The organism is Hymenobacter sp. FMD4 (genome assembly GCF_058932745.1).
On record NZ_JBZYWH010000013.1, the window covers coordinates 1 to 23,660 of the forward strand.

Annotated in this window: 23 protein-coding genes and 1 tRNA gene; 5 read left to right on the top strand and 19 right to left on the bottom strand. The window is 56.0% G+C overall.

Going from position 1 to position 23,660, the window contains the following annotated elements; all coding sequences use genetic code 11:
- Positions 1–288: hypothetical protein (locus AC5FXY_RS13030; RefSeq protein WP_493557122.1), on the top strand; the 288-nt coding region annotated here is incomplete at its 5' end.
- 87 nt (positions 289–375) lie between these two features.
- On the opposite strand, the gene AC5FXY_RS13035 is transcribed toward AC5FXY_RS13030, so the two are convergent.
- The 9 genes from AC5FXY_RS13035 to rpmH all read right to left on the bottom strand — a co-directional run bounded on the left by AC5FXY_RS13035 (position 376) and on the right by rpmH (position 8,700).
- Positions 376–1,503 carry a serine hydrolase gene (locus AC5FXY_RS13035; protein ID WP_493557123.1) on the bottom strand — a complete coding sequence of 376 codons (1,128 nt, stop codon included), beginning with the start codon at positions 1,501–1,503 and terminating at the stop codon, positions 376–378.
- A 197-nt stretch (positions 1,504–1,700) separates the two neighbouring features.
- Positions 1,701–2,915, bottom strand: a complete 1,215-nt coding sequence (locus AC5FXY_RS13040) for a hypothetical protein (RefSeq protein ID WP_493557124.1) — start codon at positions 2,913–2,915, stop codon at positions 1,701–1,703.
- Positions 2,916–2,975: 60 nt separating this feature from the next.
- Positions 2,976–4,304, bottom strand: coding sequence for an APC family permease (locus AC5FXY_RS13045; protein WP_493557125.1), 1,329 nt, complete (start codon positions 4,302–4,304; stop codon positions 2,976–2,978).
- 133 nt (positions 4,305–4,437) lie between these two features.
- Positions 4,438–4,950 carry a DUF2480 family protein gene (locus AC5FXY_RS13050; protein ID WP_493557126.1) on the bottom strand — a complete coding sequence of 171 codons (513 nt, stop codon included), beginning with the start codon at positions 4,948–4,950 and terminating at the stop codon, positions 4,438–4,440.
- A gap of 90 nt (positions 4,951–5,040) precedes the next feature.
- On the bottom strand, positions 5,041–5,733 hold the full coding sequence (tsaB, locus tag AC5FXY_RS13055) for a tRNA (adenosine(37)-N6)-threonylcarbamoyltransferase complex dimerization subunit type 1 TsaB (protein ID WP_493557127.1): 693 nt from the start codon (positions 5,731–5,733) through the stop codon (positions 5,041–5,043).
- On the bottom strand, positions 5,711–6,280 hold the full coding sequence (locus tag AC5FXY_RS13060) for a hypothetical protein (RefSeq protein ID WP_493557128.1): 570 nt from the start codon (positions 6,278–6,280) through the stop codon (positions 5,711–5,713). Before AC5FXY_RS13060 ends, tsaB begins: the two co-directional genes overlap by 23 nt.
- A 39-nt stretch (positions 6,281–6,319) precedes the next feature.
- Positions 6,320–8,020 carry a S41 family peptidase gene (locus AC5FXY_RS13065; RefSeq protein ID WP_493557129.1) on the bottom strand — a complete coding sequence of 567 codons (1,701 nt, stop codon included), beginning with the start codon at positions 8,018–8,020 and terminating at the stop codon, positions 6,320–6,322.
- Between the two features lie 29 nt (positions 8,021–8,049).
- Positions 8,050–8,478, bottom strand: a complete 429-nt coding sequence (rnpA, locus tag AC5FXY_RS13070) for a ribonuclease P protein component (protein ID WP_493557209.1) — start codon at positions 8,476–8,478, stop codon at positions 8,050–8,052.
- 63 nt (positions 8,479–8,541) lie between these two features.
- Complete coding sequence (gene rpmH, locus AC5FXY_RS13075; protein ID WP_078014902.1) at positions 8,542–8,700, bottom strand: 50S ribosomal protein L34; 159 nt, start codon at positions 8,698–8,700, stop codon at positions 8,542–8,544.
- 163 nt (positions 8,701–8,863) lie between these two features.
- On the opposite strand from rpmH, the gene AC5FXY_RS13080 reads away from it, so the two are divergent.
- Entirely contained in the window at positions 8,864–10,600 is a 1,737-nt protein-coding gene (locus tag AC5FXY_RS13080) for a M61 family metallopeptidase (RefSeq protein WP_493557130.1), read from the top strand.
- Positions 10,601–10,626: 26 nt separating this feature from the next.
- The gene (locus tag AC5FXY_RS13085) at positions 10,627–11,457 is read left to right on the top strand and encodes a hypothetical protein (RefSeq protein WP_493557131.1); all 831 of its coding nucleotides are present in this window, start codon (positions 10,627–10,629) and stop codon (positions 11,455–11,457) included.
- Between the two features lie 129 nt (positions 11,458–11,586).
- Here the strand turns inward: AC5FXY_RS13085 and AC5FXY_RS13090 are convergent, their stop codons facing one another.
- From AC5FXY_RS13090 to AC5FXY_RS13100, 3 genes are all read right to left on the bottom strand, one after another.
- Positions 11,587–11,874, bottom strand: coding sequence for a hypothetical protein (locus tag AC5FXY_RS13090; RefSeq protein WP_493557132.1), 288 nt, complete (start codon positions 11,872–11,874; stop codon positions 11,587–11,589).
- A gap of 66 nt (positions 11,875–11,940) precedes the next feature.
- Positions 11,941–12,864 carry a PfkB family carbohydrate kinase gene (locus AC5FXY_RS13095; protein WP_493557133.1) on the bottom strand — a complete coding sequence of 308 codons (924 nt, stop codon included), beginning with the start codon at positions 12,862–12,864 and terminating at the stop codon, positions 11,941–11,943.
- A gap of 98 nt (positions 12,865–12,962) precedes the next feature.
- Positions 12,963–13,039: transfer RNA gene (locus AC5FXY_RS13100), tRNA-His, on the bottom strand.
- Positions 13,040–13,192: 153 nt separating this feature from the next.
- On the opposite strand from AC5FXY_RS13100, the gene AC5FXY_RS13105 reads away from it, so the two are divergent.
- Positions 13,193–14,635 (top strand): DEAD/DEAH box helicase, encoded by a 1,443-nt coding sequence (locus tag AC5FXY_RS13105; RefSeq protein ID WP_493557134.1) that lies wholly within the window; start codon positions 13,193–13,195, stop codon positions 14,633–14,635.
- A gap of 12 nt (positions 14,636–14,647) precedes the next feature.
- On the opposite strand, the gene AC5FXY_RS13110 is transcribed toward AC5FXY_RS13105, so the two are convergent.
- The 5 genes from AC5FXY_RS13110 to AC5FXY_RS13130 form a co-directional block, all read right to left on the bottom strand.
- Positions 14,648–16,642, bottom strand: a complete 1,995-nt coding sequence (locus AC5FXY_RS13110; RefSeq protein WP_493557135.1) for a GEVED domain-containing protein — start codon at positions 16,640–16,642, stop codon at positions 14,648–14,650.
- 549 nt (positions 16,643–17,191) lie between these two features.
- Entirely contained in the window at positions 17,192–17,599 is a 408-nt protein-coding gene (locus AC5FXY_RS13115) for a hypothetical protein (RefSeq protein WP_493557136.1), read from the bottom strand.
- A gap of 138 nt (positions 17,600–17,737) precedes the next feature.
- Positions 17,738–18,415, bottom strand: a complete 678-nt coding sequence (upp, locus tag AC5FXY_RS13120; RefSeq protein ID WP_493557137.1) for a uracil phosphoribosyltransferase — start codon at positions 18,413–18,415, stop codon at positions 17,738–17,740.
- Positions 18,391–19,440: a GNAT family N-acetyltransferase gene (locus tag AC5FXY_RS13125; RefSeq protein WP_493557138.1), complete on the bottom strand. Its 1,050-nt coding sequence runs from the start codon at positions 19,438–19,440 to the stop codon at positions 18,391–18,393. The genes upp and AC5FXY_RS13125 overlap by 25 nt, the downstream gene beginning before the upstream one ends.
- Positions 19,441–19,582: 142 nt before the next feature.
- Positions 19,583–20,134, bottom strand: coding sequence for a YceI family protein (locus AC5FXY_RS13130; protein ID WP_493557139.1), 552 nt, complete (start codon positions 20,132–20,134; stop codon positions 19,583–19,585).
- Positions 20,135–20,283: 149 nt separating this feature from the next.
- Here AC5FXY_RS13130 and AC5FXY_RS13135 point away from each other — a divergent pair, with 149 nt between their 5' ends.
- Positions 20,284–20,619 (top strand): winged helix-turn-helix transcriptional regulator, encoded by a 336-nt coding sequence (locus AC5FXY_RS13135; protein WP_493557140.1) that lies wholly within the window; start codon positions 20,284–20,286, stop codon positions 20,617–20,619.
- 91 nt (positions 20,620–20,710) lie between these two features.
- On the opposite strand, the gene AC5FXY_RS13140 is transcribed toward AC5FXY_RS13135, so the two are convergent.
- Together AC5FXY_RS13140 and dxs are read right to left on the bottom strand one after the other, a co-directional pair.
- On the bottom strand, positions 20,711–21,415 hold the full coding sequence (locus AC5FXY_RS13140) for an SGNH/GDSL hydrolase family protein (protein ID WP_493557141.1): 705 nt from the start codon (positions 21,413–21,415) through the stop codon (positions 20,711–20,713).
- 160 nt (positions 21,416–21,575) lie between these two features.
- Positions 21,576–23,522, bottom strand: a complete 1,947-nt coding sequence (gene dxs, locus AC5FXY_RS13145) for a 1-deoxy-D-xylulose-5-phosphate synthase (RefSeq protein WP_493557142.1) — start codon at positions 23,520–23,522, stop codon at positions 21,576–21,578.
- Positions 23,523–23,660: the final 138 nt, after the last annotated feature.

The following is a 23,660-nucleotide window of genomic DNA, read 5'->3' on the forward strand; positions in this document are numbered from 1 at the left end:
GCACCGCTCGCGTTTCGAACCGGGCTGCAAAGCTACTCAACTTCTTTGCCTCCCTCCAAGTTCCAACCGCTGTTTTTTTTCAGAGCAGCGCTGGCGAAGTCTCGAAACCCGCCTCCTGCTGAAGCGGGGTGCAAAGATAAGACCTCCGATTTTAAAAAGTCAAGAGTCCGATTGAAAAAAAAATTCAAAGCAACTAGTAACAAAAGTCGCCTTAAAACTTTAAAATCTTCCTCGATGCCCTCCGCGTTTCGGATTGGGAGTGCAAAGATGCAGGAAGAGATTGAATAACTCAAGAGAGTAGAGATAATAATTACAAGTTGACCAGAGCGCCTTACTGCAACCAGCTAGCAATCGGCTGCTTAGCATAATCATAGCTTAACGCGCTCGAGAACGTCTTAACTCCATGTTGTGCACAGCGCGCCCTAGGGCAGCTAAAAAAGGAAGGCCAACAGCATTGTACTCGTACTGACCATCATTTAAGATCTGATTGGAGTTGACATACAGTACGGCGCTCAACATAAACTCCGCTTTGCCTTCTTCATCAAAGAAGTAAGCACAATCAGCTAGATAGCCGTGAGACATGCCCACCACATTATATATGTGTAGGCCAGGCTCGCGGGCTGCCTGACGCTGACGCCCGTAATAGAGGTACTTCTTGTAAGCCGGAAAGTACTGAGCAGTGTTATAAGGTCGAAACCCAGATTCATTGGGAGAAGCGGATAAATAATGTAGAAGGAACTCTCGGTCGGCATTGGTTAAGGCCGGGCGTCGGTCCACAGGCACTGACTCAGGGAAGAGGATGGAGCGTAGGATATCAGTTACGGCTTGTAGTGGCAAGTAATTGGCCGTTGTAAAATCGTATGGATTGGTGATGAACCGTCCTCCGGCGTAATAACCGCGGCCTTTGTTTACGCGCCCTAAAGGAGGCGGCAAAGGCTTTGGATTGCAGATGGCAGCCTGTTTGTAGACGATGCCACCACTAGAATTGAAGAAAGTAATTGGATTGGTGCACCGGTTAGCAGCAGAGTCGCAAGGTGCAAAGCGACGAATTATGCGAGCAGTAGGGTAACCTAGTTGACTTAACCGTTGATGCAACTGCTGTTGACCCAAGAATTCGTAAAGACGATTGTACCCTTGATTGTCGCTGACGAGTAGCATCCGCTTTATATAGTTGCCAATGCTGGCTACTTGGTCAGAATCAGCAGGAGCGGCGAAGGGTACGGGGGTCTGGCAACGGCCTGCTGCGCTAGTTGCCATAATGCTTTGCCGGGAAAGCGCGGGAACCTGCTGGCGCAGCTGATTTAGCTTTTCCAGCGACAGCAGAGCAACTGGCAGCTTTACGAGACTGGCGGGATTGAAGTATGCCCGCTCGTTTAGGCGATAATCATATTGAGTGAAGCGCGGCTTCTGTTGCGCGTCGCGGTCGATACGTGTGTAAATGATCTGTAGCTCGTACTTCTCGGCATCCTTAATAACTGAAGCCAGCGCCGGGGTAGCGTGCAAAAGACTATCAAGTGGATCTGAAGAAAACGCTTGGGAAGGCAACGCTATTATAGCAGGCGAAGGGCGGCTAGAAGAGACGGAAGTACCTGCCACAACAATAGCCAGAGCTACAATACCTGAGAATCCCTTCCTACCCCACATCAGCATCTCATTTTATACTTGTTATTACCATTAACTATTTTTTATACCAAAGATTACTAGATGGCTGGCTCTGACCGCCGCCTCGCCAAGAGTAGGTTGGAATCGTTTACGCGCCAGTTGTAGCCAGTGCCAAATGGCAGTGGGCGCGGCTTGTTTACAGAGTCGCGGTAGGCGGCGATGAGCATAGGCTGGTAGTACATGGCAAACATGGGAATCGGCTTGTGATAAGTCCCGTAATGTGTAAAGTGCCAATCAGTCGGCTGAAAATACTTCAGAGCTATGCCTGAATCATCCTGCAAGACATAGCGGCTGCGTTCTAAGATAAGATTGCGCACTTTGCTGAAGTACGCCTTGTGCATCAAGTAGGTGGCTGATTTTACGTAGGTAGTTAGGGGGCCGAGCGTACGGGCGTAGCGCAGGATGGCGCTGTTGGTTTGTCCAAGTTTCCAGTCACTAAGATCGGCAGAGAAATAATACACTTGCTTTTCCTGGCCTTGCGCATTGCGCATGCTCACCACTACTCCAGGGATGAGCTTGGCAGACTCAGCAGTGGAATCGGCGGAAACCAGTTCTCCTGCTTTGGTCAGCTGTACGTAACGGACATTGGTAACTTGGTGATTGGTACGAGCCGCAAAGAGCAGGATCAGCGGGAGCGAGCCATCTAGCTCCAAAGACTTGAGCTCAACAGCCATGCTGTTGGTACGGAAGAAGCTGAAATTAAGTACCGACCAAAGCGAGCTTTTGACGGCGTTGAAGAGCTTGGGGCTTTCCAGCGAAGTGCGTCCGGGCACAGACCCAACGGGCTCTAAGCCTACAAGCACGTAAGTCTGACTATTGGGGAATACGGTAGCAGCATTTAGAAAATCGGGGCCGCTGAATGGATAGAAGACAACCGGGCTGCTTTGCCGAACGGAATCAAGCTCTTTCCGTGCCCAAGCTTCAATTTTGTCGGTACGTGAGGCATGGTAATTAGTCCAGCTCTTATCAGCATCAGCGGCGAAACGCTGCCACTCCGGAGTATCTGTGAGGGCACGCAAATTTGAGGTGCGCTGTACCGGTAAGCCAGCCAGAAAAGCGGCTACATCGTGTACCTCGGCCGTATCAATGGCGGGAACCGGTGCGGGCTCAGGAGCGACGAGAGCTGTAGCCGAATCAGATGCAGTGGCTGCTGGGGAGCCGGGCTCGGTATTGGGTTGGGATTGACGCTCGGTGCAAGCAAAAGCAGCAGTCAAAAGGGCCGGCAGCCAATATCGATAAAAAGGAACGCGCATGCAGAATGAAGCACTGATTTGGGAGGGAAAGATACTAAGGACCGGTTGTTGAGGAAGCCTTTACTCCGCTACTGCTCGGCGAAAGTTGACCGCATATATCACTGCGTATATAATCAGCCCGAGCATCACGGTACCCAGACCCAACAAAGATTCCAGCGTTTGGTCGCGCAGCAGAAAGACAAGTGTCCAGCCGCTGAGCAGCAAAAATAAAAGGGGCGTGAACGGATAGCCCCAAGCACGGTACGGGCGAGGCAGATCGGGTTGACGAATGCGCAACACAAACAGCCCGAGCACCGCGAGGAAAGTGAACAGGTTCAGGACAAAGCCTGCGTAGACCAGTACTTGCTCGAACGTAGCCGTAATGATGAATAGCACCGTGAGCATGGACTGCAGCACGGTAGCGCGGGCCGGTAACCCGCGACGGTTGCGACGGGCAAGCCAACGCAAAGCCGGTAGGTCCTCCCCCATCGTTTGGATGATGCGCGGACCGGCAAAAATCATGGAGCTGACCGTGGAAATCAGCAGCAAAGCAATAACAGCACCCATCAGCTGCCCGATAGCTACGCCAAATATTTGATTAGCCGACAGAAAGCCTACCTCTAGCTGCCCAGCCAACGTGGTGATGGGAGTAGTGCGCAGGAAAACGTAATTGAGCAGCACGTAGAGCAGCACTACTACCCCGGTGCCCATGAGCAAAATGCGCGGCAGGTTGCGCTGCGGTTGCTCTACCTCGCCGGCCATGTACACGGCCGCGTTCCAACCAGAATAGGCGTAGGAAACATAAATCAGCGACACGGCAAAACCGGGCGTCAGCAGTTGCTGCCAATCGACGGCCATTGGAGCGAAGGCAATCGGCTGTGCATCGGCCAGCAGCCCTGCAATGATGAAAAAGATGAGCAGCGCTACCTTGAGTGCTGTTACTATTACCTGAAAGCGACTGCCAACCTGACTGCTGATCAAATGTATTGCGGTAATAAGCACGACCACTGCCAATGAGAGCAAATTGGCATGAACTTCGGGCCACACGCTGGCGGCGTAGCGACCTAATGCAATGGCAGCTAAGGCAGTAGGCGCAGCAAAGCCGACTGTAGCTGATACCCAACCCGACAGAAACCCTACTGCCGGATGATAAATGCGAGATAAGTAGTGATATTCCCCCCCGGAGCGCGGCAAGGCAGCTGCTAGCTCACCGTAGCACAAGGCTCCGCAAAAGGCAATGACCCCGCCTACCAGCCAGAGCATCAGCAATGCAAAACCGCTTTGGATGCTTTGCACCTGAAATCCGAGGCTGGTAAACACTCCAGTGCCCACCATGTTGGCTACGACGATAGCAATGCCGGTGTAGAAACCAATCTTGTATATGGGCTTGCTGGCAGTATGCTGACTCATGCGTGTGGGGTGTATAAGAATCAAAGATGCACGATAAACGCGAAGGACCTTTTCCCGGGTGAGCGGCAGCATTCCTGCCACCGATAACCCGGAAAAAGGTCCTTCGCGTTGCGCTAAATACCAAGAAAGGCCTCTATGCAGTCTTCGGACGCTTATATAGCGGTACAGTGCTGCACGGCTCGCCATACATGATGCTGCTGGCCACGGGCAGCAGCTTCTGCATAATGGCTACGTAGGCGTAATTCGGAACAGGGTCGTTGCCACAGCCCTTCACCACCACTTTAGCGTCGCGGAATTCCTCGGCATTGACGTTGGCAATGGCTTCATGAAATAACTCCTGCTCCAAAGCATCAAGGTTACCGAACACATACCGGTGAGCATGGCCTTGCAGCTTAGATGCCAGCAGCATGTATGCCCAAGTAGGCACGATGGCATCGGCGGAGCAAGTAATAGCAATGTTCTTGCCGTCGTACTGGCTCCAGTCATGGGTCTTGATGAAGTCCCGGAAGTCCTTTTCGCGCAGGATGAGGCCGTGGAAAAGGTTGTCTTTGATGTCGTACACGATCCGCTCACCGGGGTGCTTCAGCTCTTCCAGATTGAAGCTGACCAAGGCGCTCTGTGCGACGCGGTTGATGATTTCGTCCATATCAATCAGCAAGATTACTCAGTGAGGTAGCCGCCCAGCAGCAGCTTATCTGCATAACAAAGAAACGAGCCATTTGGCTCACCCGATGCTTTAAAGGGCAGCTTTTGGCGAGGTAGTGTACACCTCTTTCAGGTAAAACGGCTCGTAGTAGGCTACATCCCGGAACTCCTGCCGGGCATAGGCTGCTTCGGCCAACTGGGCCACGGCAATGGCTGAGGGCTGCACATTGGTTAGAAAAGCCGCGTTTGGATTAGCGGCTACCAAAGGCTGAAACTTGGCAGCGCCACTTCCAAAGAACACAATAGGGCCAGCAGCCAACTCCGCAGACCAACTTTCTGCATCCAGAATCATAGGCACTGGAGCTTGCAACTCCTGACCGTCGGCCGTGTAATGAGCGGCATATACTTCCATACGCCGAGCATCTAATAGCGGGGCAAACCGGTAATGGCTAGCATTGGGAACTTGCTGAGCTACTTGGTGAGCCAACGCCGGCAGCGTACCAATGGCCAGCAGCGGCAATCCCAACGCATAGCAGAGTCCCTTAGCCGCTGCCGCCCCAATGCGCAACCCGGTGTAAGAACCAGGCCCATCCGAAACGGCCACCGCCGAAAGCTGCGCAATTGTGAGCCCACTGTTATCGAGCATTTGCTCGATTAGCACCGTTAGGTGCGAAGAGTGCGATTTTTCCAGTCGAAGCTCGGAGGCAGCTAACAAAGCTCCGTCCTGCATCAGGGCTACAGAGCAAATGGGTGAGGAAGTTTCAAGAGCGAGAATGAGGGGCATGTGGCAGACGTTCAGCGAATATTCGGTTTAGCCGTGGTTGTACAAACCATACTCCCATTGGCCAAAACAGCATTAGGAGCATAGTTCCGAAATAGAAGCCAAACTCAGGCTTTCGGCCTTTCTCAATCGCAACAAGAGTTGCGGCAGGGAACCAGAAGATGTGACCAAGCGCAAAAAACACATAGAACGCCGGTATTGCGGCTAATCCCTGCGCATGAAAGGAATTGGTTTCGGTCAGCACTGCTACTGCACAGAGTGCGAGCAGGCCGATAAACGTATCAATTAGAAACCAATTGCGGCTAAAATCTGCCTCTTCAGGGAGTAAGTCGGCTAACGTATTGCCTAACACAGCAAACCAGCCAATATATAGAACGACTCCTACCGCATATAATAAATCAGTAACCAATTTACTGTCATGAATGGTGATGCTCGTAAGTATTTGGCTAAGCGAGATAAAAAGGAAAACCTGCCAATGTTTAACCTTAAGTGTAAGCATCCGTGCGCTCCGAGTATCCGAGTAGTTGATGGAACAAAAAAGCAGACTCATAACTGAGTCTGCTTTCTGTAAAGCAAAAGTACGATAAGCTTATTGCTTGCTCGGCGTACCGGCGCCCTTCATGGCACTGGCTGATTTGCCGCCGGGCTTTAACAACGACGCATAACGCGGCTGATCGTTGAGCACCTGCACAGCGGTCAAGATGTTAGGGTCGTCATCGAACGAAGCTTCTACCTGCCCCTTCTGGAAGTAGTAGCGGGACACTATTTCCTGCTCCAGCAACTCCTTGATTTCGGGCTTAAAGCGCGTCAGGTCATTGGCTTTATTGACAGTCACCTTCTTGCGTATGGCTTCCAACTCGGCTTTTACGTCCTCATAGTGCTTTTCGTCCTTGGTCTGCTTGGTGAGGCTGGCCAAGGCTTTTTCGGCGGGCGTGGAGTAGCTGATGTCCTTACCCTGCACCCACTGAGAAAACTTTTGGTACTCTGCGTCCGACAACTTGAACTCACGAGCCGGCGGGATGCTTTGGTGCTCGGCACGGTAGCGCGTGGCGTAATCGAAGAGGTAGTTCTTCTGCAGCAGCACCCGCGTGATGTCGGCAACTTCCTTGTCGCGCACTTCCACATCGGGAGCTACGCCACCACCGTCGTACACAGTACGGCCGGCATGCGTCTTAAAAGCGGTGCGCAAAGAGTCAGGCACTTTACCAAGGGTACCGTCTTCGCTACGATGCGAGTAGTCAATTTCCTGGATGCACCGGCCGCTGGGAATGTAGTACTTCGCGGTGGTCACTTTCAGCTGCGAATTGTACGATAGTGGCCGCGTGGCCTGCACCAAGCCCTTGCCGAAGGTACGCACCCCTACTACCACAGCGCGGTCATAATCCTGCAGCACGCCGGTTACAATCTCCGAGGCCGAGGCCGAACGATTGGAAGTAATGACAGCCAGCGGAATCTGCGTATCCAACGGTGCGTCGAGAGCTTTATAGGTCTTGTTCCACTCCGTCACCTTGCCTTTGGTGCTCACGATGTCGAGACCTTTATCCACGAACAGGTTCGAGATATTCACCGATTCGTTGAGCAGGCCGCCAGGGTTGTCGCGCAGGTCGAGCACTAGCTTTTTAGCGCCTTGCTCCTTGAGCTTAGTTACCGCATTGCGCACTTCACGCGAGGCATCCACCGTGAAACCGGCCAGCTGCAGGTAGCCAATGTCGTTGGTGAGCATGCCGTAGTACGGCACGTTATCGACCTGGATCTTGTCGCGGGTGATGTTGATTTCGACGGGTGTTTCCTGGCCGTAGCGCGTCACCATGAGCTTCACAGTGGAATTGGCCTGGCCCTTCAGCAACTTGCTGATGTCGGAATCGGTTTTCTTTTCGACGCTGATGCCGTTGATGGACAAAATTTCGTCGCCGGGAAGCAAACCGGCCTTCTGCGCCGGGAAGCCTTCGTAAGCCGTACGTACTACCGTTTTGCCGCTGCGCTTCACCACTACCGCTCCGATGCCACCGTACTGCCCGGTGGTCATGGTGCGGAAGTCTTCGATGTCGTCTTCCGGAATGTAGTTGGTATACGGGTCGAGCGACTTCAGCATTGCATCGATGCCCGTCTTTACCAGCTTGGAAGGCGGTACCTCGTCCACATAGTAGGTATTCACCTCCTTGAAGAGCGTAGCGAAGATGTCGAGGTTTTTGGCTATTTCGAAATACCGCTCACTGTCGGTGGCCGAGGTAAGCGAGAATACAAGGGCAGCGCCGGCAGCGAAGCCAAGGGTAGTTTTGCGGACGTTCATAGATGGCAGCAGCTGTGTAGTACAGACACTTATACCGCCGGCGGAGTTGCGTTGTTCGACACATTCCCGACATCGGTGGCGCGTAACAAACGCTCCAGTCCTGAAATTAATTTATTCTGCACCACGGTGAAAGGCTTTTTTTCCTTTCCTGTGTAGATAATGGCCAATTGGCCCACGCAGTGGCCGCCAGGCGCTTCGGTTAGCAAATGCTTATTGAGGCGATAAGCTTCGCGCAGCAGGCGCTTTAGATAATTGCGGTCGACGGCCCGCTTGAAGGTGCGCTTCGACACGCTGACGAGCACCTGGGGCGGCGTGGAGGTAGGCTCCGAAAGCGGAAGCCATACCATACGCAGGGGGTATAAACCAAAAGAAGAACCCTGACCGAAAAGCTCTGTAATGAGCTTTTTACGGCACAAGTGTTCTTCTTTCGAAAACGTGTAAGCGCGCGCGCCCGGCATGAAAACTCGGGGCACAGCCGGTGATTTGCTAAACACTAGCAAGCCAGCCGTGCGACGGGGCTATTAACGCTTGTGTTTGTGCTCGTCCGATACGGTGAGCTTTTTGCGACCTTTTTTACGGCGGGCGGCGAGTACGCGGCGGCCGTTGGCAGATTCCATGCGCAGACGGAAGCCGTGCTTGTTACGGCGCTTGCGCTGAGAAGGCTGAAACGTTCTTTTCATGACGGGGCACGGTTATGTAAGGCCGGCAAAGGTAAGGACTTATATCGGAAAAGGCAATTGCCGATTCGGTAAATAACAAGAAAGTTGTATTGGGGTGGCCACAGACCGGAAAGGCTCGGCATTTCCGCCGTAGCTTTGCTACGCGTTTGAAGTGCTGCGCTGTATGATTCATTACTACGTCTCGTTTGACAACCCGCTTACTTTTTACCTCCAGGTGCAGATGCAGTTGGACGTGCCCGCTGAGGCGGCTGCGCCCCTTGAACTGCAACTACCAGCTTGGCGGCCGGGACGTTACGAGCTGCAAAATTTTGGTCAGAAGCTTCAGCGCGTAGAGGCATTCGATGCCGTAAGCCACGAGGCGCTACCCTTGCGCAAGCTCACCAAAGACCGATGGGAAGTAGCCAACGCCGCGGGCCGCACCGTGCGTGTGCATTACAATTTCTACGCCCACCAAATGGATGCCGGCGGCTCGTGGCTGGATGAGTCGCAGCTGTATTTGAACGGCATTCAGTGCTTCATGTATGCTGAAGGTCGCCGTAACGAGCCTTGTGAGCTGACGTTGGCGCTGCCCGAGGGCTGGCAAATTGCCTGCGGCCTGCCACAGCTTCGATCCAACGTACTGGCCGCAGCCTCTTTCGATGAACTGGTCGATTCGCCGCTCATCGCTTCCCCTACCCTGCAGCACCGGGAATACGAAGCTGGCGGCTTACCGTTCCACGTGTGGATACAGGGCGACGACGCCCGGCCCGACTGGACGGTGCTGCTGCGCGACTTCAAAGCATTCAGCGAAGAGCAGCTACGCCTGTTTGGCGGCTTCCCGGCCCAGGACTTCCACTTCCTAAACCAGATTCTGCCCTACCGGCACTACCACGGCGTAGAACACCTTAACTCGACGGTGATTACGCTGGGGCCGGCCGAGCTGCTGATGACCGAAGGCTTGTACAAGGAATTTCTCGGCGTGAGCTGCCACGAGCTGTTCCACGTGTGGAACATCAAGAGCATCCGGCCTGCCGAAATGATGCCCTACGACTACGCCCGCGAGAATTACTTCCGGACGTGTTTCGTGGCAGAAGGCGTCACTACGTACTACGGCGACTACCTGCTGGCTCGAGCTGGCGTACGCACCGCTGAGCAGTATTTCGACGAGCTAAACGGCGTACTACGCAAGCATTACGACGACCACGGCCGCGACAACCTTTCCGTAGCCGACGCTTCCATGGATTTGTGGCTCGACGGCTACAAGCCCGGCGTGCCCGACCGCAAGGTGTCCGTGTACCACAAAGGCGCCCTGGTAGCCTTGCTGCTCGATCTGCACATCCGCAGCCGGCATAATCACGAGCGCAGCCTGGATGACGTGATGCGTCGTCTGTGGCAGGAATTTGGCCAGACTGGCATTGGTTATACCGAAGACGACTACCAACGCATTGTGACGGAAGTAGCAGGCGAGGACATGAGTTGGTACTTTGAACAGCACGTGTACGGCACTGCCCCGCTGGAAGAGCCGCTGGATGCGGCGCTGGAGCACGTAGGCTGCGCGCTGATGATTCAGGCCAATGCCTCGGCCTCGGAAGGCTTGTTTGGTTTCCGGACGGTAGTTAAAAACGAGCGCACTGAGGTAGCGAACATCCACCCAAATTCACCTGCTGCCCGCGCCTTGACGGTAGATGACCAAATAGTGGCCGTGAACGGTCGGCGCGTGGAAATGAATTTGCAGAGCCTGCTGAGCAGCGGTCAACCTCGCTACGAAGTGGCCGTATTTCGTCAAAACCGGTTGCTGATGGTAACCCTCCAGGCAGAACCCAACCGGCAGTTTTGGCCTAAGCTTACCGTGGATAAGCGCCCCGGCGCTACGCCTGCCCAACAAGCTGGCTTCCGTCAGTGGCTAAATCAAGCTTTCTAGTCGTTTCGCCACTTCTCCCCCGCTGTATGTACCCGCTTCGTCCGCTGCCAGCCCTCATGGGCCTGAGCCTGCTGACCTCCTGTTCGCTGCGCATGCAGCCGGCGGAGCGTGCCAAGCCGGGTGTACCGGGCATGTCACCGCCCCCGTCGTCATCAGTGCCACCCGCCAATCAGCCGCCCCGCCCTGTACCACCTAAAGTATACCGCTACAGCCACCTCGATACCCTAGTGGTGAGCGGCAAGGTGCTACGCCTCTATCCTGGCGCTCGGGACACATACGAACGCCTGCCAGTACAGCAGTGGTTGGTCAACCAAGCCGCCGGCGAAGGGGATGAATTCGATCCGGAAGCCGAAGAGCGCCGCCGCTTACGCAAGGCCGGCCCTGACGTGCGGCGCACCGGCCGGACGCTCACGCTACAATGCACCACGGGCAAGGCTGTGCGGCTGATCAATAACCCAACGGAGAACTACGACACCAGCGTACTATACGAATACATAGCTACGCTACCGCGCATTCGGCAATGGCTCGTGGCCGTGCGCCTTTACGAAGGCGGATACTACTTGCTTATTGATCAGCAAACCGGCCGGCAAACAGTCGTGTGGAGCCCACCTTCCATCGCGCCTGATGGACAGCACTTCGTGTGTGGCTCTTCCGACGTACTGGCCCGCTACGAGCCCAGCGGCCTGCAGGTATGGAGCATGACCAGTGGCCGACCACGCCTGCTCTGGGAACGGCAAACGGAATGGGGTGTCAGTCAACCGCGTTGGCTCGACAGCCACATGATTCTGTTTGAGCAGGACTTTATCCACAATGGTGACGTGGACACCCGCATCATGCGCCTGACGGTGATACCCTAACGCGTATCGCCCACGAGGAACCTGGGTTGCCTCAGCTTACTCGTGCATCTAAATACTTCGTTGCACGCTGCCTGACACAAAAAAGCCCCGCTGGATTGCTCCGGCGGGGCTCTGTGCTTTCGCAGAAAATTAGTCAGCCTTGCGGCCCGGACCTTTCTGGCTCTTGTCTACCGACATCGGCCAGTTGCCTTGCGGGTTGCTGCGCGGCTTGTTTACTCGGGCCGACAATACTTCATCCAGGTTGCTGTTGCCGGGCGTGTTGCCCTTGGTTTGGTTACCGTCCTGGCTGATGGTATTGCGGTTGAAATTCTGAACGTTGGTTCCGCCGCTGTTCGAATCCTGCCCCTGCGGGTTGGAGTTCGGAATCATGGGCGACTGGTTCTTATTATGGTTATGCTTGCTCTTGGACTGAGACATGGCTTGGGAACGTTTAGAAGGTAAACGGATACCTTCTTTTACCCCAAGCCAGCCTCCAAGGTTGTGCTAAGCCAGCACTTCTTCCACGCGTACCAGGTCGCCGAACTGCTTTTCACGCTCCTGAATGTCGTCCTGGGTCAGGTTCAGCAACCGCTCGGTACCGAACTTTTCAACGCAGAACGAAGCCATAGCCGAACCGTGAATCACGGCACGCTTCAGGTTCTCGAAGCTGATGTCGTCGGTAGCGGCGATGTGGCCGATGAAGCCGCCCGCAAACGAGTCGCCAGCACCGGTCGGGTCAAATACGTCTTCCAGCGGCAGGGCCGGACAGAAAAACACCTGCTTCTTGTGGAACAACAGGGCGCCATGCTCCCCTTTCTTGATGATCAAGAACTTCGGCCCGAGAGCCAGAATCTTCCGTGCAGCCTTTACCAGCGAGTATTCGCCGCTAAGCTGACGAGCTTCCTCGTCGTTGATGCTCAGTACGTCTACCATCTGAATGGTTTCGAGCAGCTCGTCCATGGCTATGTCCATCCAGAAGTTCATCGTATCCATCACGATGAGCTTCGGGCGATTGACGAGGCGCTGAATTACGAGACGCTGAATCTGGGGCGTGAGGTTGCCCAGCATCAAGTACTTGCAGTCCTGGTAGGAATCCGGGATGATGGGGTCGAAATCAGCCAGCACGTTCAGCTCGGTAGCGATGGTATCGCGCGAGTTCAGGTCGCGGGAATACTTGCCAGACCAGAAGAACGATTTCTCACCTTGCTTGATCTGCAGGCCTTCCACGTCCACGCCGTGCTCTTGCAGCAACATGATGTCTTTGTCGTGGAAGTCGTCGCCGACCACCGAAACGATCTTAACGGGCTTGACAGAGTAGGAAGCGGCCAGCGAGGCAAATGTGGCGGCGCCGCCCACGATTTTGTCGGTTTTGCCGAAGGGCGTTTCGATGGCATCGAAAGCCACCGTGCCGATTACGACTAGACTCATAGCAGAAGAATCAAGGAGTTGGTGTAAAACTCAAGTTGCGGGTTTAAACCCCAAATGGCAATAAAAAAGTCCCCGGAGCTTAAGTTCCGGGGACCTGTTGGGGTAAGTAATGGGGCTCGAACCCACGACCTTCGGAATCACAATCCGACGCTCTAACCAGCTGAGCTATACCTACCGTGTTTGTTTAGGATGGCAAAAGTAGAGCAAGAAGGCGTGTCAGGCAACATTTCGACGCATATTTTTTTCATCGTATACAGCATCAAAGACCTATTTGCCTGAGCCACCCGCTACTTCGCCGTACCTTTGCGGGCTCATTAGCTGCCGAGTCATGACCGAACCTACCCCCGAACAAGCCGCCGCACCCCAGTCGTTCGACGAGTTTAAGTTGAACAAACAGTTGCTCATGGCCGTGGCGGAAGCCGGTTTTGAGCGCCCTACCCCCGTGCAGCAGCAAGCAATTCCGCTGCTGCTCGCCGGCCACGACCTGCTGGGAGTGGCCCAAACCGGCACCGGCAAAACGGCCGCTTTCGGCCTGCCGCTGCTCATGAAAGTGAAGTACGCCCAAGGCACGCACCCCCGGGCGCTAGTGCTGGCTCCTACCCGCGAGCTGATTCTACAATTGGAATCGCACCTGCGGAAGCTGGCCGTTCACACCGATCTGCGTATCGTGGCCGTGTATGGTGGCGTGGGCGTTAAGGCGCATTCGGAAGCAGTACTCAAGGGCGTTGACGTGCTGTTGGCCACGCCCGGTCGCCTAATGGAGCTGTATTCACGAGGTGACTTAGTGCTAAAAGAGCTTAAGACGCTGGTGCTGGACGAGGCCGATAAGATGATGGATATGGGCTTTATGCCCCAGATCCGTCGCCTGCTCGAAATTATTCCGCGCAAACGGCAGAACATGCTCTTTTCGGCTACCATGCCGCCCAAGGTAGAAGAGCTCAGCGCCGAGTTTTTGGAATTTCCGGTCAAGATAGAAGTGACGCCGCCGGCCGCTCCGGCCATTACGGTGCAGCAGACGCTGTATCAGGTGCCGAACTTTCTTACCAAGATTCACTTGCTGGAGCATCTGGTAAAGAACGAAGAGACCTTTAACCGCGTCATCATTTTTACTCGCTCCAAGGAAACAGCTGACAATGTCTTTCACTTCCTGCACCGGAAGATTGAGGGCGAATCGCGTGTGATTCACGGCAATAAGGGCCAGAATACTCGCCTGAACTCTATGGATGCCTTCCGGGAGGGCAACGTGCGCTTCCTAGTAGCTACCGATGTAGCCGCCCGGGGCATCGATGTGCCGGCCGTGAGCCACGTCATCAACTTTGATGTACCGGTGATTTACGACGACTACGTGCACCGCATCGGGCGCACGGGCCGGGCCGAATTGACGGGCGCAGCCATTACCTTTGCCACGCCCGCAGAGATGCCGCATGTGGAGCGAATCGAGCAGTTGATGCGGCAAACTATTCCGCAGCAGGAGCTGCCCGCCGAAGTAAAGGTGACAGAAACACCCTTCGAGGAAGCCCAACGCATGGCCCGGGAGCTGGACGCGCTACGCCGCAAGGAAGACCCCGATTTCAAAGGAGCCTTCCACGACAAGCAGGAATGGCTCAAAACCGGCGTAACTACCGATAAACGCACCGGCAAAACTTACGAGGGTCCTGCGCGCAGCAAAAAAGGCAGCAAGGCAAACCCCTCGAAAGGCCGCTCATCTTCCCCTACCGCGAAGGCAGCCAAAGCCGCGGCCGCCAAGAACCGAAACGCCCGGCGCAAGTAACACCGGACCAAGCTACAAGCGAATCATCCGCAGCGACGACAACCGGCGGGCCTTATCACTGATCGACAGCACGTAGGTACCGGCCGGGAGCTGGGTTACGAGCAGCGTGTGCTGTTTCCCGCCTGTGAGTTCCCACGCCGCACACTGGCGCCCGAGCGGATCGATGGCGCGAATCGTGTAAGCTTGGCTAGGCAAGGTTCGCAAGTCAAGCGTGGCCACATCAGCGGTGGCGGTGGGATACACGGCCACTTCGCTTGGGGGGCTGAGGCGAACGGTACGTACAGCGCTATAAGACTCGGTACCGTCGTGGTCGAACTGGCGTAAGCGGTAATAGAGTAGGCTGCCGGTCACGCTAGCTGGCGCATCGGTGAAGCTGTAGCTGTGGGGCTGGGTGCTGGTACCGGCCCCACGCACAAACCCAAGTCGCTCGTAGCGCTGGCCGTCTGCGGAGCGTTCTATTTCGAATCGGTCGTTGTTGCGCTCCTGCGCGGTACGCCAGTGCAGTTGCACCCGGCCGTTGGGGTTGGCCTCGGCGGTAAAGGCCGTTAGCTCCACGGGTAAAGGGGTGCCCTGGAACTGCACAGTGTAGTCTTCGGTAGCGCCGTACTGGGCCCAGGCACAGGCATCGGTAACAAGCCCGACACCCAGCGCCTGAGTCCTGACGCGCAGGCGCGTATCGCCAGACGGTACCTGGGCCGGTACCTGGAAGCTGCCAGTCTGCTCGAAAGTGCTGTTGGTGCCCTGGAATACTCGCTCACCCGGGTCGTCGAAGTCGCCGTCGCGGTTGTAATCAATCCATATGCTCACGTACTGCATGTAATACTGCCCCTGCGCATCGTGCAGGCGCAGGCTGAAGCTGTAAGTGCGGGACGCTTCCAGCGTGGGAGCAGCTATGGCCGTTCGATCGGCGTAAGCAGTGCAGCCAGCGGAAGCTGGGCGCTGCAGCAGCACGGTGGAGTTAGCACGGAGCTGAAAATCGTCGAAATAGATGGGCGGCGACGCGGTGGTGCGGCAGTTTTCATTCACGTACTGCGGGCGGCAATAGGTACGGCCGCTGAGCGTGCTGGCCACATTACTGAAAGCCGCCGCGGCGTTTGCCGGCTTTACGCGGTAGTACACCGTCACACCAGCCGGTGGCGACGGATCGAGGTAGGTAGTAGCATTGGGGCCCACAAAGCCGATGGCAGCATACCCTTCGGTTTGGTAGATGGAGCGCTCCACGAAGTAACCTAGCTCATCGGTAGCCCGGTCCACCCAATTCAGCCGCACTCCGGCCCCGTCAAGATTCGTAGCCTGCAACGAGATAGGAGCCAATGGCTGCACGCTGCCGCACGACAGCCCAACCAGATACTGCGAGCGGTAGGCGGCGGCAAACTGCTGCTGCCCCGCCGTAAACTCATTGCCACACCCCCAATACCCCATGCCATTGCGCACAGCCGGTGCAAACGGCGCGCCGCTGGCATCGGTAACGGTGCCAGTGTAAGTGCAATCATTCAGGCTGGTATTGGCGCGGCCGTAAGGGTCGGCGGGGGTGTCGCAGATCAGGTCCCCGGCGGTGTCGCAGTTGGTGCGGGCTACGTGCTCCCGACGGGTCAGATCGACGTCGTCGTTGTCGTTAAACGTGTGCAGCAGGCCCAGTAAGTGACCTATTTCGTGCGGCATGGTGGCGTGGTCGCCCAAAGCACTGTTGATAAGTACGGTGCGGCGGCCGATGGCATATCCACCAGCTGCCCCAAACCCGGGAATTTCGATGGAGCGTACGCTGTACAGGTTGATGGTGCGTGGGTCTTCCCGGGAGGTGGTCAGGCTGGCCTCATTGCTGTAGTTGAGGTCGTAGTGCAGGCTGCTGTTGACGTAATCAATGGGCCCGCAGACATAAAACTGAGTACCGCTGCCGCGCAGCTGGTAGTTGGTTTCGGCCAGGGCTTGCAGCAGCGCGGCTTCGCTGGCACCGCCGGCCCCATTATCGTCGCGCACGATGTGCAGCCGGATGGGCAGGTACGTCATCAGTCCGGTAGTACGGGGCTGATCGGCCAGCTGCCTGATTTGAAGTAGCTGCTGACGTTGGGCCTCACTGGGAGGTGGCGCGCCACAAGGCAACCTGGATTGGGCCGAAGCGGTGGTAAACGCAAAAACAACGAAGACAAACGATAAAAATCGGTGCATAGACCTACACTCAAGCTACTCTTCGCGTCCAGTTGCCAATAGCGGCAACTGCTTCCCTTCTCTCCATCATGCTGTCGGCCCGCAGGCTTTCAGCATATCCCAGCTCCACGCTCAATTGCGCAGCGCCACCTGTTACCGCTATGCTCAGGTGCTACTGCTTTTTGTAGGTAGCAAGTAAGCTTAGTGTCTGGTGCGGCTAATCCAGAACCAACTGTTGATATTGCGTTAAACAATGTAACCACACCCCATCGACTGCACAAGCCCAACTATATGGTTTACAATTCAAAAGCCCTTAAAAGCCTCCAGTAAGCCTATGCTTGTTGAAAACAACACACAAAAAAAGCCCCGGGCTAGTAGCCGGGGCTTTGAAGGTTATTGCTTGCTCTTTTATCAGCGGTGAAAAATGGGTAGGTGACTGAACTTGATGGTCAGGAAAGTAAAGGCAGCGCCCCAAAGCAAAGCACTCCAAAGCATGTGCAGCATGATGTGGTTACGCCGCACGCCCAGCATAGTGGCAATGACTGTTCCGCCAATGGGCGTGAACAGAATGGGCGTAAGAAAGGCAATGCCACCGATGCCGAAACGGCTGAATATGCGTACGATTTGCCGGGCGCGGGGCGTAAATACCGGCTTGTGGCGCAGCCGACGGCGCCGCTGCAGATGTGCCGTGAAAGCTCGCCCAACGCTCGAAAACACGAAGACGCTGGTCATCATCCCGGCCACGGTAAGGGCCCAGGTGGGCAGGAAGGAAAGCCCTGCGGCAGCCCCGGCCAGTGGCCCACCGAAGAACTTAACCATACTAAGCAGGAAAACAGAAACGTATTTGACGGCGTGCGGCATCACGGGCAGTCAGGCCTGAGGCATTCGGGTAAACAACAAGAATAGATACTGTGCGCGGCTTCGTCTGGTTCCGCTAAGGCTAAGCCAACGGGGCAACTAAAGCTTGCTGCCGTAGGACAAATCCCCCGCGTCGCCGAGGCCAGGCACGATATAAGCATGCTCGTTGAGGTGGTCGTCCAGCGCAGCTAGCCAGATGTGAGCCTCCGGAATTTCCTCCTTCACGTGGCGCAGGCCCTCGGGCGATGCAATTACAGCCGCAATGTGTACCTGCCGCGGCTGCCCAAAGCGCAGCATGGCCCGGTACGTCAGCGCCAAAGACTTGCCGGTGGCCAGCATGGGGTCGGCCAGGATGAGCACGCGGCCATCCAGGTTGGGCGCTGAGAGGTAATCCACCTGCACCTCCACCCGCGAAGTGGCCTCGATGCGGTAAGCAGCCACGAAGGCACTCGGCGACTGATCGAAGTAGTTCAGGAAGCCTTGGTGAAAGGGCAGACCGGCGCGCAGCACCGTAGCCAGCACGGGAAAATCGGCGAGCAGCTGACCTTTCGACTCTGCCAGGGGGGTTTGAACCGTCTTTTCGGTGTATTCCAACTGCGAGCTGATGCGGTAAGCGATGATTTCGCCCAGGCGCTGCAGGTTGCGGCGAAAGCGCAGCGAATCGCGCTGCACCTGTATGTCGCGCAGCTCGGCAAGGAAGTGATTAGCAATAGAGGGCTCAGAGGTCACAATGTGCACTCGGTCGCCTTGGGTCAGCGCATCCAGGTCAGGTACCACGGGCGGGTGGTTTGGGTGAGGGTATAGTACGGCACGGGCCGCGCCCCGAAATTCGCAAAAAAGCGCGCAATGCTCGGTATCATGCCGCCTTCAAAATCCAGGATCAGCTCCGGCGTGCCGGCATGACGACGGATGACTTCATCCAGCAGCAGCAGCGGGGCGGAGGCTTTTTTGCCAGCTGGCGTGGCCGCGGCAAAAAGGTAAACCAACCGGCTGCGGTAACGAAAAAATAACGCCCCGGCCAGCAAATCATGACTGCCAGCATCGCGGGCAGTGAGCAATAAGGTCTGTCCGGCGCTGTGCAAAGCAGCATACAAGCCCAGCAGGCGGACGTAATACTCTGGTCTGATGCCGCCTACTTCACCGCCCTTGTGCTGCTGAAACAGACCGACTATAGGCTTCAAATCAGTTTCCGTTGTCACAATCACCGACGTAGAATTGCTGCGTTGGCGCAGTCGACGGCGATAATCCGCACAGTATCCGTTGGCTAGCTCGGCGTATTCGGCAGCCAATGGCAGATGATAAGTAAAGCGCTCGGCAGCTACCCAACCTGCGGGAAGCCCTTGCGGCGCGGAGTTATCGGCATTGAGTTGCAAGTGCAGCCGGGCAAAGCGGGAGTGCAACAGGGCCAAGTACTCAGCGGCATCCAAGTGCTGGCTGCCTGAAGTAGTAAGCAACCCCAGCTGCTGAGTAAAAGGTGGCTGCAGCGCCTCTTGGCCCCATAAGCGCCGCTGCACAGGCACTGGCAAAATGCTGAGGTAACGGCCCGCAGCCCGCTTATCCATCTCTACTACTGCATCCCAAGCGCCGTTGGTATGCCGTAGCCAAGCGGCTTGCGCATACGGCACCACCTGCGTAGCGGCGGCCACGCACGCATCCCAGGCAGCATGATCAAGCTCGGTATGGCGGAGGTAGTAAAGCGGCACGGTAGCGCAAAGGTATAGCGTTAGGCTGCGGAACCCGCTGCCCAGCGCCAAGCCGAACAGTTTGGCGCCGGCCGTTAGCAAAAAGCCCGCCCCTCGCATGAGGTGGCGGGCTCGGCAGTCACCGGTTACGATGACTGATTCGACGGTGCGTGTTTTTCTGGTCTCACCCGCCCAAGTCGCAACGCGCGACCTAGGCAGTTCTCCCTGCTACCAGTTTCCCCCTATGTGCTCCGTCTTAGGCTTAAGCTACGACGGCAGCTTCTACTTGCTTGACAAACTGCACGCTGGCTAGCAACTTCACCTCGTCGCCTACCACGATGGCGCCGGCTTCGGTAGCAGCGTGCCAGGTCAGGCCAAACTCCTTACGGCTGATTTTACCGCTCACTTCAAAACCAGCTTTGTAGTTGCCGTAGAAGTCGGTGGCGGTGCCGCCATACTCTACGTCCAGCGCTACGGGCTTGGTCACGCCTTTGATGGTGAGGTTGCCGTGCAACTTGTACTGCTCGTCACCGGCTTTCTGCATCGAAGTTGATTCGAAAACGAGCTGCGGGTGCGCAGCGGCATCAAAGAAATCAGCAGACTTTAGGTGTTGGTCACGCTGCTCTTGGTTGGTATCGATGCTGTCGATATCAGCTGCAAAGCGCACAAAGGCTGTTTCAAAGTTGTCGTCTTCGGTTTCTGCCGTGCCCTCAAATTTTTTGAACGAGCCGGTCACCGTGGAAATGACAAGGTGCTTGATTTTGAACTGAACCTCGGAGTGCGTGGGGTCAAGAGTCCATTTGTTGGTCGCCATGATGTAGATAGTTTGGTAGCCAGCGCGAGCGGCCTTTGGTGTCGGTGATGATTTCGATGACAAATATCGAAACTATGTACATACATTTGTTGTGAGTAACTCACACGTAACCGGTTACCTGAAAGTCACCTGTCCTTACCCCATCTGCCATGAGCGCTGCCAAAACCTGCAACGATTACCTACGCCCCGTTCGCGACGCAATGGATGTACTTGGCGGGAAATGGAAGATTCCTGTGGTGCTGTTGCTGTCGCTGCAGAAGCGCCGCTTCAAGGAAATTCAGCGGGAGCTAAACGTGTCGGCCAAGGTTTTGTCCCAAGAACTGAAGGACCTGGAAAGCCATGAGCTGGTGAAGCGCACAGTATTCGATACCGTGCCTCTGTCGGTAGAATATTCGCTCACTGAGTATGGCCGCTCGCTGGAAAAGGTTATCAGCGAGATTCGTGAGTGGGGTGTGCACCACCGGGAACGGATGATAGAGCAATAATGCTGGGGCACACTAACATTACTATCGGAGATTAAAACGTGCTTACCCCATAATAGCCACTTGGTATTCGGGTCAACCTTTATCTCGTTCACTACAACAATAACCGTCGTGCCACGGGCAATGCCCGTTCGGCCCACTGACGCATCTGCAAGCCTGAATAGTGTAGCCCGTCAGGAGCAAATTGCGCCGGGTCGTTAGCAGCAGCTCTGGTCAGATCTGTGATATCGACAAAGGCAACGCCGGCAGCCACGCACTCAGCTTGCGCCGCCGCATTGAATTGGTCGATTTGCTGGCTGATTTGAGCTTGGTCATAACGCTGTCCCGTAGGCGACTGGCCCCAATCGGGAATGGAAAGCACAAATACTCGACCCGGGCGGTTGCCGGCAAATCGAATCGAGGTCTGCAGCAATTCGCGAAATTCGGTGCGATAAGATGTAAGCGGCAGCCCTTGAAATTGATTGTTGACCCCAATCATAAGCGCTACCAAGTCGTAGGTTCGTTGGTTATTGGCAGCAAAGATTCCCTGTTGCAAATCCCTGGTTGTCCAACCTGTCCGGGCTATAATCTCGGGCGTCTGCAAGCCCTCCGCCTGACCCATCCGTGCTAGCTGCACGCTCCATCGGTCCTCAACTGGCACGCCTTGCCCAATGGTGTATGAGTCGCCAAGCGCGAGGAAACTTCCTCTTGCCCCAGCTGGTGTTGGCCCATTACTGGGCGTAGGGTCAGATGAAGGGGTGCTGCAGCTCCAGCTTAGCAGCACCGAGAGGAGCGAGAGAAATACAAACAAAAAGCGCATAGCAGAAGAGCAGGTCAGCCACGCATGTACGCATTACTAGTGCTTATCAGATTAGCTAGTATATAGAAATGTTGATGGGCCGTTTACGCCTAAATGCCCGATCAACACAAAGCCCCGCCGGAATAGTCCGACGGGGCTTCGTGCTTTTCTGTTCTTGGTACTAGCGTAGCGTCAGCTTCTCCGTTTTGGCGTTTGCTGCTTTCGCAGCCTGCTCCCGTACGGCCTGCGCAATGCCAGCTGCATCGTAGCCGCACTCTTTGTACAACTCATCTTGCGAGCCGTGCTCGATGACGAGGTCAGGAATGCCAAGACGCTTCACGGGCACAGAGTAGCCATGGTCAGCCATAAATTCCAGCACTGCCGAGCCGAAGCCGCCTTGCAAGCAGCCGTCCTCCACCGTCACAATGGCCTTGTAGCGGCGCAGCACCCGATGCAGCAGTTCCTCATCAAGGGGCTTGCAGAAGCGCAGGTCGTAGTGGCCGGTGTCGAGGCCTTCGGCGGCGAGCAGCTGCGTAGCTTTCACCGCATAGTTACCAATGTGGCCGATGCTCAATATGGCTACATCACCCTGGCCCTCACGCACGGTGCGGCCGGTACCCACGGCGATGCGCTGTAGCGGCTTGCGCCACTCCGGCATCACGCCCTCACCGCGCGGGTAGCGGATGGTGAAAGGGCCCGCATTTTCGGGCAGCGTGGCGGTGTACATCAGGTTACGCAGCTCTTCCTCGTTCATGGGTGAGGCCACTACCATGTTGGGCACGCAACGCATGTAGGCAAGGTCGTAGGCGCCGTGGTGGGTGGCACCGTCGGCACCGGCGAAGCCAGCGCGGTCAAGACAGAACACTACGTGCAGGTTCTGCAGGGCTACGTCGTGCACCACCTGGTCGTAGGCGCGCTGCATAAACGACGAGTAGATGTTGCAGAACGGCACCATTCCCTGCGTGGCGAGGCCCGCCGAGAACGTAACGGCGTGCTGCTCAGCAATGCCCACGTCGAAAGCGCGGTCGGGCATGGCTTTCATCATGATGTTCAGCGAGCAGCCCGAGGGCATAGCCGGCGTCACGCCCATTACCTTATCGTTCTGCTCGGCCAGCTCCACCATGGTGTGGCCAAATACGTCCTGGTACTTAGGCGGCTGCGGCTTCTCGGGCACCTTGGAGTAAATCTCACCAGTGATTTTGTCGAACAGACCCGGCGCGTGCCACTTGGTCTGATCTTTTTCAGCCAGCGCGTAGCCTTTGCCCTTCACTGTCACGCAGTGCAGCAGTTTGGGGCCGGGGATGTTCTTTAAGTCGTTGAGAATGGTGGCAAGGTGCTGCACGTCGTGGCCATCCACCGGGCCGAAATAGCGCAGGTTCAGGGCCTCAAACAGGTTGCTCTGCTTCATCAAGGTGGCCTTCATGGCCTGCTCGACTTTGCGGGCAATCTGCTGGGGGTTCGGGCCAAACTTCGACAGCTTGCCGAGCACGTTCCACAGCTCATCGCGCACACGGTTGTAAGTACGCGAGGTGGTGATGTCGGTGAGGTACTCTTTGAGCGCGCCCACATTTGGGTCGATGCTCATGCAGTTATCGTTGAGGATAACGAGCAGGTTGGTGTTGGACACGCCGGCGTGATTCAGCGCCTCGAAGGCCATGCCCGCCGTCATGGCGCCATCACCGATGACGGCAATGTGCTGGCGCTCGGCCTCGCCCTTGTACTGCGAAGCCACGGCCATGCCTAGCGCTGCCCCGATGCTGGTCGAAGAGTGCCCTACTCCAAAGGCATCGTATTCGCTTTCACTGCGCTTGGGGAAGCCCGACAGTCCGCCGTACTTGCGGTTGGTATGAAACTGATTTCGGCGGCCGGTCAGGATCTTGTGTCCGTAAGCCTGGTGTCCCACGTCCCACACGAGCTGGTCGTAGGGCGTATTGAATACATAATGCAGCGCTACCGTCAGCTCTACCACGCCCAACGAGGCGCCAAAGTGGCCGCCGTAGATGGATACGGTATCGATGATATACTGCCTCAGCTCCTGACTGAACTGCACCAGCTGGTCTTCGCGCAGCTCTTTGAGGTCAGCGGGTGAGTTAACAGCCGCCAGTAGGGGTCCGGGTTCGACAATCATCGTGGGGAATTACGGCAACAAGTGGGAATGTAGGCCTAACTAATGCTGCGGCCGAATTGTTGCGCCGACATCATTTCTTGAACACTAGCAAGTGGCAAAGTTACAAGTTTTTCCCACCGCAGTTCCTTAGCAACCCAG

Coding starts and splice junctions, on each gene's coding strand:
- AC5FXY_RS13040 (WP_493557124.1), bottom strand. CDS start 2,915: ATGCGCGTTCCTTTTTATCGATATTGGCTGCCGGCCCTTTTGACTGCT.
- AC5FXY_RS13045 (WP_493557125.1), bottom strand. CDS start 4,304: ATGAGTCAGCATACTGCCAGCAAGCCCATATACAAGATTGGTTTCTAC.
- AC5FXY_RS13050 (WP_493557126.1), bottom strand. CDS start 4,950: ATGGACGAAATCATCAACCGCGTCGCACAGAGCGCCTTGGTCAGCTTC.
- tsaB (WP_493557127.1), bottom strand. CDS start 5,733: ATGCCCCTCATTCTCGCTCTTGAAACTTCCTCACCCATTTGCTCTGTA.
- AC5FXY_RS13060 (WP_493557128.1), bottom strand. CDS start 6,280: ATGAGTCTGCTTTTTTGTTCCATCAACTACTCGGATACTCGGAGCGCA.
- AC5FXY_RS13065 (WP_493557129.1), bottom strand. CDS start 8,020: ATGAACGTCCGCAAAACTACCCTTGGCTTCGCTGCCGGCGCTGCCCTT.
- rnpA (WP_493557209.1), bottom strand. CDS start 8,478: ATGCCGGGCGCGCGCGCTTACACGTTTTCGAAAGAAGAACACTTGTGC.
- rpmH (WP_078014902.1), bottom strand. CDS start 8,700: ATGAAAAGAACGTTTCAGCCTTCTCAGCGCAAGCGCCGTAACAAGCAC.
- AC5FXY_RS13080 (WP_493557130.1), top strand. CDS start 8,864: ATGATTCATTACTACGTCTCGTTTGACAACCCGCTTACTTTTTACCTC.
- AC5FXY_RS13085 (WP_493557131.1), top strand. CDS start 10,627: ATGTACCCGCTTCGTCCGCTGCCAGCCCTCATGGGCCTGAGCCTGCTG.
- AC5FXY_RS13090 (WP_493557132.1), bottom strand. CDS start 11,874: ATGTCTCAGTCCAAGAGCAAGCATAACCATAATAAGAACCAGTCGCCC.
- AC5FXY_RS13095 (WP_493557133.1), bottom strand. CDS start 12,864: ATGAGTCTAGTCGTAATCGGCACGGTGGCTTTCGATGCCATCGAAACG.
- AC5FXY_RS13105 (WP_493557134.1), top strand. CDS start 13,193: ATGACCGAACCTACCCCCGAACAAGCCGCCGCACCCCAGTCGTTCGAC.
- AC5FXY_RS13110 (WP_493557135.1), bottom strand. CDS start 16,642: ATGACGTACCTGCCCATCCGGCTGCACATCGTGCGCGACGATAATGGG.
- AC5FXY_RS13115 (WP_493557136.1), bottom strand. CDS start 17,599: ATGGTTAAGTTCTTCGGTGGGCCACTGGCCGGGGCTGCCGCAGGGCTT.
- AC5FXY_RS13125 (WP_493557138.1), bottom strand. CDS start 19,440: ATGCGAGGGGCGGGCTTTTTGCTAACGGCCGGCGCCAAACTGTTCGGC.
- AC5FXY_RS13130 (WP_493557139.1), bottom strand. CDS start 20,134: ATGGCGACCAACAAATGGACTCTTGACCCCACGCACTCCGAGGTTCAG.
- AC5FXY_RS13135 (WP_493557140.1), top strand. CDS start 20,284: ATGAGCGCTGCCAAAACCTGCAACGATTACCTACGCCCCGTTCGCGAC.
- AC5FXY_RS13140 (WP_493557141.1), bottom strand. CDS start 21,415: ATGCGCTTTTTGTTTGTATTTCTCTCGCTCCTCTCGGTGCTGCTAAGC.
- dxs (WP_493557142.1), bottom strand. CDS start 23,522: ATGATTGTCGAACCCGGACCCCTACTGGCGGCTGTTAACTCACCCGCT.